The following is a 6,009-nucleotide window of genomic DNA, read 5'->3' as shown; positions in this document are numbered from 1 at the left end:
TCTGACGCCCTTTTAAATGACATTGAAAACCATCCCCATTTTTTTGTTCTCGGCTGTGTAATGGACAGACAAATAACTGCAGAACGGGCATGGAATATCCCGTATATTATATCACAGGAATGTGGAGGCCAGAAGTTTGAAAACTTTTTATCCCTAAACCTTGATGATATCAATTCAGTTTTTGCTGAGAAACATTTGCACAGGTTTAACGAAAAGATGGCCAATTATTTCCACAAAGCTGTCAGTAGAATCCATTCAGAATATAAGAATGATGCAGCAGGTATCTGGCAGTTAGCTCAGCCTGACTGCAAATTAGTGATAAAACGATTTGCAAATTTCCCGGGAGTGGGTCAGAAAATCTCCACAATGGCTGCCAATATTCTTGTAAGGGAATTTAAAGTGCCGTTAAGGGGTGTTGATGAAATAGATATCTCAGTTGATTCACAGATTGAAAAAGTATTCATACGCACTGGAATGGTTCCTAAAAATGCATCCAACCAGCAGATAATCGAGGCCGCAAGGAAAATATACCCCGATTATCCGGGAATTGCAGATTCAGTCATATGGGAGATTGGCAGGGACTATTGTAAAACTGATCTCTCAGGATGCGACGAATGTTACCTTACTGAATATTGTCCGAAGAATAAGGTATAAACCGGTATCCTTAAAACAAATTTAGAAGCGTTATAACATCCGGCACATATCATGAGAAATGATGGTTAACAGGTGCAAATCAGGAAGAAAAAATATGATATATCATGAATGACCTCAACATTGAACAGAAAAATGCGATTATCGACGAAATCCTTGCATCAAGACGCACTCACAGGTTGTTTCGCGAAGAGGAACCATCCGAAGAGGATATCAGCCGCATAATCCACGCCGGTCTTCTCGCACCTTATGCCGCCCTGGCGGTTGGAGAATCCGATGACTATTTCAGGCGTTTTTTTATAATAAGAAAAGGATCTTCAGCCATAAAAACGGCTGCCCCGCTTGTTATGGCGAAACTGGAGGCAAACATACTGGAACTTGAACATGCAATGGAAAAAGACGCAGGACTCAGAAAGCAGGCCGTTGGTTTTTTACAGCGTATGAAGATATTCCAAAAGAAGAGGATTGTACCGGGTGTCGGAACCGCTCCGTATTACATTGTAGTTGCCGAACGACGTGGCTTCCCGCCGGTTGAACTCCAGTCCCTTGGCCACTGTCTGGAAAACATGTGGCTGAAAGCAACCGCTCTTGGACTTGGTTTCCAGATTGTCTCAATCACTGCGGAGATGGCAGATGATCCGGACTTTTGTAAGCTCCTGGGAATTTCCACAGGAGAATGGGCATTAATGGGCTGTGCAACAGGTTATCCTCAGAAAGTGCTCCCTTTGGCTATCAGACCTACTGTTGATGAAGTCACAAGATGGCTGGATTAGGCCGGACTAAAATGCCATGATAATGTTGGTTTTAATATCTCATGCGTCAAAATAAATAAAGCAAATTTTCTTTGAGGTAATTTGTGAAATATATTCTGTCAGAATAATTACCAGACTCCCGTAGTGTAGTGGTCAATCATACCGGCCTTTGGAGCCGGTGACGGCGGTTCGAATCCGCCCGGGGGTATTTTACTGTTTTAAATAAGTAATTATTTTTAGTTCTTTTTGCTATTATCATCCCCGTTTGAACCGTTACCTTCAATATCGTAATATTTCCTGAGGTATTCCCTAATCTTCTCGGATTCAAGCCATCTTTGGTCCAGTCTGCCTATAAGCTGATCAATAATTTTTGCCTGATCCAAAATCTTTTCCGCATTCTCACCGCTATCAAGAGAGACATAACCGACAATTACTGCCAATGGATTTCTTATCTCGTCATTTAACGCAGCAAGTCTTACCAGATTCTCCTCAATCTGTTTTAAAGCCTCCATTTCACGGTTTCTGGACTCTTTTTCAAGTGTCAGATCCTGAACAAGGGAGAGGGCATATCTCCTGCCTCCATAAGTTAAAACACGTGTTTTTGAAAGTACAGGAAAACTACTCCCGTCCTTTCTGACAAAGAAAAACTCTGCTGATAAACTGCCGTCATGGAGTAGTTTTTTGGTAAACTTCGGGATATTTTCCTCTGACTCCTCAGAAAGAATATCCTTAAGCTCCATGGACAGCAGTTCGTCCCTTGTGTAGCTGAGTTTCTCGCAGGCCATATTGTTTACCTCCATAATCATGCCCATATAATCAGCCTTAGAGTCGGTGACAAGCCTGTTTACAATTATCATCTCATTTACATTGTCAAATATCTCAGAATACTTGTACTTATTCTCGAATAATGCCTCTTCCGTCTTTTTACCTGCCGTAATGTCAATAAAGGAGCCATGAACACCGTAAAAAATTCCGGATTTATCAGTCACTGCAGACACGGAGCCATGGGCAGTGAATACCGAACCATCAGCCCTCTTTCCTTTTATATCCCCAGTCCAGCTCACCTTTTCCTTTTTTTCATCAAAAAAACCAGGGAGAATATCAGTCTCCCTGAAAAGAGATAAGAGACTCTTCGTTTTTGCGGCCTCTTCGCTGAGATCCCAGAGTTTTAGAGCCGCTTTGTTCATATACACAATCCTGCCCGATTTATTAGAAATTACAACAGGACTTACCGAGGAGTCTATAGCCATATCCCTGAACCACAGATCTTTTTGTGACTTTTCAAGATCTTTTGTCCTTTCAATGACCGCCACATTAAGCCACAAATGACTGTAAGCCGCATACCCGCCAAATAACCCTGAAATCAGAACAAAAATCAGGGTTATTGACCTGAAAAATTCTAACTGAGTGCATACAAGAGAGCACCATCCGTCTTTGGGAACAATTGCAAAAGTCCATATTTCATTTCCTATTTTCATGTCATGGATTATTGGATCACTATCAAATACCGTCTGATTGCCATAGAAAATGTCATAATCGTCATTTTTTAGCGCAACCAAAAAATTAGAAGCTCCGGTTATTCCACTCTGATTATATATCTCAGGCATATCTATTGCAATAATGACAAAACCCCAGAATTCTCCGTCCTCATAGGTGCCATTTAAAAAGATCCCTTTTGTCAGAACAATACCCTCTCCTCCCTGAATCATTTCAACAGGTCCTCTCATGACAACCGGTTTACCATTGAATATGTAACTGTTCTGCCGGACTACAGCAGGCCGGGTATCGTTTAGCAAATTATATCCAACAATCTCTTCATTCCCTGCAACCGGATAAACATACCTCAAAATACCGTCCGGTGCAACAGCAATAGTTCTTATTCCGGGATACCCCGTATGCAAAGCCGCTGCAAAAGGAACAAAATGCTCATCAAGCGTTTTTATTTCAGGCCCGGCTACAACAAAGGAATATAATGCCTCAATAAGCCCGATACGCTGATTTAAAGCATATGTGAAAAAATTACTGTAAAATGAAAAATCAGAATGGAACTGTTCCTTCTCTGCATTTATCAGTCTGTCCTCATAGACAATTCCTGAAAAGTACCAGATCGGGAGAAGTAATGCAATTATTAAAATGGCTACTATAATTCCTGTCTTAACAGGGCTTTTTTTAAGATCATTTAATGAAAAAATAATACACCCCCCGGGATTAAATTCACAAATAATACATATTTTGAATATTTTACTGTCTGGCAGAGTTCAAAACCGCAAGTGACAGATTTCAGTCGGTTTTTTTAATTATAGATCTATAACCTGATAAAATACTGCTTCAAATATAAATTGGGAAACAGAAATATTCATCATTTTTCATACTCCAGAAACAATGCCTCGGCATACATCTCTTTTTTTTTGGACGGGATGTAATTTAAGGCACAGACCCTTTTTAAGAGCTCTTCTTTTATCTCCGAAACGGACGTTAAATTTAGCTTTTTAACATCATCCAGAATGAAATCCAGTTTATTTATCCCCACCTCTTTATCCTCAACTATGATTTTTTTTATATCATTTCCCCCAGGTACAATGCCGCCACAGATAGTGCAATAGTCCCCGTCTTTATCTGCCATAAATACCTCCTTATTTTAGCCCCTAATCATTGTGAGCGACATCTTAAACCTTGTAACAGCAGAGAGTGCATGCGGTGCATTTGCCGGAAAGATTATGGTGTCACCTTCTTTCATTGAAAAAGTATCTCCCAAAACCCAGACCTCGCATTCACCGTCAAGTATTGTTACAACAGCATCGTACGGGGCGGTATGTTCGGAAAGCCCCTCATTTTCATCAAATGAAAAAAGAGTAATACTCCCCGACTTATTGTTTACAATCATCCTGCTTGCCACCGTTCCGTCCTGGTACTCGACAAGACTCTTTAAATTCAGAATCATTCCCTTAAGTTCTGCTCTTTTTTCATCACTCATAATAACTCCTTAAACTCTCATCATATATCATCGTACTCGGGAATCTTTCTGACAGCCAAAAGAACCGCATATTCTTTTGACTGTTATCTCCGTCGATCAATAATAGCAATAATTAAAATATGTAAACCCTTTCTATTCTGTAAAAGAAACTTAAAAACCGCGATAAGATGACAAGTTCAAAAAAAAAGGGGCAGAATGAAGATACAAATCCCCTAAAAAAATTCCTAAACAGCAGTGATCCTACAATTGGCATAATCCGCGATATTGCATGGGTATTATGCGCAGTCGGCATAATAGCACTCCTGCTTATTTTATTTTCAGGCACATGGCCTGCTGTTGTCGCAGTTGAATCAGGAAGCATGGTTCCAAACATGAATGTGGGAGACCTTGTTTTTGTCGTTGCACCTGACAGATATGGAGAGCTTTCAACATGGGAAGACGGAATTCTCACAGGCTACGGAAGATTCAATGATAATCCGGACAGACAGGGGAATGCTGTTTACGGCGATGTCATAATCTACAGGCCAAACGGGGATGAGAGTATTCATCCGATAATCCACCGTGCTGTCGGATGGTATGAACAAAATGCCACAAATCCTGATATCAACAGCGGATACATCACAAAGGGCGACAACAACCAGAATTATGATCAGATGTACGGAATTGCAGATGTCGGCGTAATAAAACCTGTAAAAGAAGAATGGATTATTGGAAAGGCACTGTTCTCATTACCATTCATAGGATATGCCCCCCTGCATCTTTTTGAATTTGCAATAATTCTGATTCTAATCATGATAATACACGAGTTATACCTCAGACATCGTGAGGATAAGAAAAAATGAGAGATAAAAACCTTGTAATTCTTCTTGATGATATCCTTTCAGGACACAGAATGACAGTTGCCGAAGCAGAGAGCCTGATGAAGATAAATGACAGGCGAATCTGGGATATTGCAAAAGCTGCTGATGAGATGCGTGAAAAAAAGGCAGGAGATGTTGTGACATATGTCAGAAACCAGAACATTCATGTTACAAACATCTGCAGAAATCTCTGCAATTTCTGCGCCTTTGGAAAACCGCCCTCTGACAGCGAAGCGTATCTCTTCAACAAAGAATCCATAAAAGAGAGTGCAAGGCTTGCAAAAAAAAGAAATGTAACAGAGATCTGTCTTCTCTCAGGTGTTCATCCGGATTTTGATGTTGGAAGCTACGAAAATATTCTAAGCTGGATTCTTGAAGAGGCACCGGGTGTTGATATCCATACAATGAGCCCTGATGAAATATCCCATGCAGCAAAAATGAGCGGCATCTCAACAAAAGAGGTTCTTGAAAGGGTCATTTCCGCAGGGCTTGGCACACTCCAGGGAACAGGTGCGGAGATACTTGTTGATGATGTCAGAAAAGTGATCTGCCCGTCAAAAATTTCAACCAAAGAATGGTCAGGGATCATAAAAGAAGCGCACTCCCTCGGCCTTAAATCAACCTCAACAATTATGTACGGATCAGTTGAGACTGAAAATGACAGAGCAGAACATCTCTCTGTTTTAAGAGACATACAGGATGAAACACACGGTTTTACAGAACTCGTGCCTCTTCCGTACCTCCACTTAAATACAAGACTTTATGAAAGAGG

Annotated in this window: 7 protein-coding genes and 1 tRNA gene; 5 read left to right on the top strand and 3 right to left on the bottom strand. The window is 40.7% G+C overall.

Features of this window, described 5'->3' with window-relative positions:
- The 3 genes from ACTB1O_RS07700 to ACTB1O_RS07690 all read left to right on the top strand — a co-directional run.
- Nucleotides 1-654, top strand: a 654-nt coding sequence (locus ACTB1O_RS07700) for a hypothetical protein (RefSeq protein WP_462994553.1), incomplete at its 5' end; no start/stop codon positions are given.
- A 104-nt stretch (nt 655-758) separates the two neighbouring features.
- On the top strand, nt 759-1,424 hold the full coding sequence (locus ACTB1O_RS07695; RefSeq protein ID WP_462994552.1) for a nitroreductase family protein: 666 nt from the start codon (nt 759-761) through the stop codon (nt 1,422-1,424).
- 114 nt (nt 1,425-1,538) lie between these two features.
- Nucleotides 1,539-1,611, top strand: a tRNA-Gln gene (locus ACTB1O_RS07690).
- A 28-nt stretch (nt 1,612-1,639) separates the two neighbouring features.
- On the opposite strand, the gene ACTB1O_RS07685 is transcribed toward ACTB1O_RS07690, so the two are convergent.
- The 3 genes from ACTB1O_RS07685 to ACTB1O_RS07675 form a co-directional block, all read right to left on the bottom strand.
- A complete protein-coding gene (locus ACTB1O_RS07685) occupies nt 1,640-3,304 on the bottom strand; it encodes a PAS domain S-box protein (RefSeq protein WP_462994551.1) in 1,665 nt (554 codons plus the stop codon).
- 458 nt (nt 3,305-3,762) lie between these two features.
- Nucleotides 3,763-4,026, bottom strand: a complete 264-nt coding sequence (locus ACTB1O_RS07680) for an NAC family transcription factor (RefSeq protein ID WP_462994550.1) — start codon at nt 4,024-4,026, stop codon at nt 3,763-3,765.
- A 15-nt stretch (nt 4,027-4,041) separates the two neighbouring features.
- Nucleotides 4,042-4,377 (bottom strand): cupin domain-containing protein, encoded by a 336-nt coding sequence (locus ACTB1O_RS07675; RefSeq protein WP_462994549.1) that lies wholly within the window; start codon nt 4,375-4,377, stop codon nt 4,042-4,044.
- A gap of 167 nt (nt 4,378-4,544) precedes the next feature.
- Here ACTB1O_RS07675 and ACTB1O_RS07670 point away from each other — a divergent pair, with 167 nt between their 5' ends.
- Complete coding sequence (locus ACTB1O_RS07670) at nt 4,545-5,219, top strand: S26 family signal peptidase (protein ID WP_462994548.1); 675 nt, start codon at nt 4,545-4,547, stop codon at nt 5,217-5,219.
- On the top strand, nt 5,216-6,009 hold a 794-nt coding region (locus tag ACTB1O_RS07665), incomplete at its 3' end, for a radical SAM protein (protein ID WP_462994547.1). The genes ACTB1O_RS07670 and ACTB1O_RS07665, both read left to right, overlap by 4 nt.

It is taken from the genome of Methanomicrobium sp., assembly GCF_055145805.1.
This window is presented reverse-complemented; position numbering and strand designations above follow the sequence as displayed.

What these genes read in the sequence shown, in the direction of transcription:
- ACTB1O_RS07680 (WP_462994550.1), bottom strand. Translation starts at nt 4,026, where the DNA reads ATGGCAGATAAAGACGGGGACTATTGCACTATCTGTGGCGGCATTGTA.
- ACTB1O_RS07695 (WP_462994552.1), top strand. Translation starts at nt 759, where the DNA reads ATGAATGACCTCAACATTGAACAGAAAAATGCGATTATCGACGAAATC.
- ACTB1O_RS07670 (WP_462994548.1), top strand. Translation starts at nt 4,545, where the DNA reads ATGACAAGTTCAAAAAAAAAGGGGCAGAATGAAGATACAAATCCCCTA.
- ACTB1O_RS07675 (WP_462994549.1), bottom strand. Translation starts at nt 4,377, where the DNA reads ATGAGTGATGAAAAAAGAGCAGAACTTAAGGGAATGATTCTGAATTTA.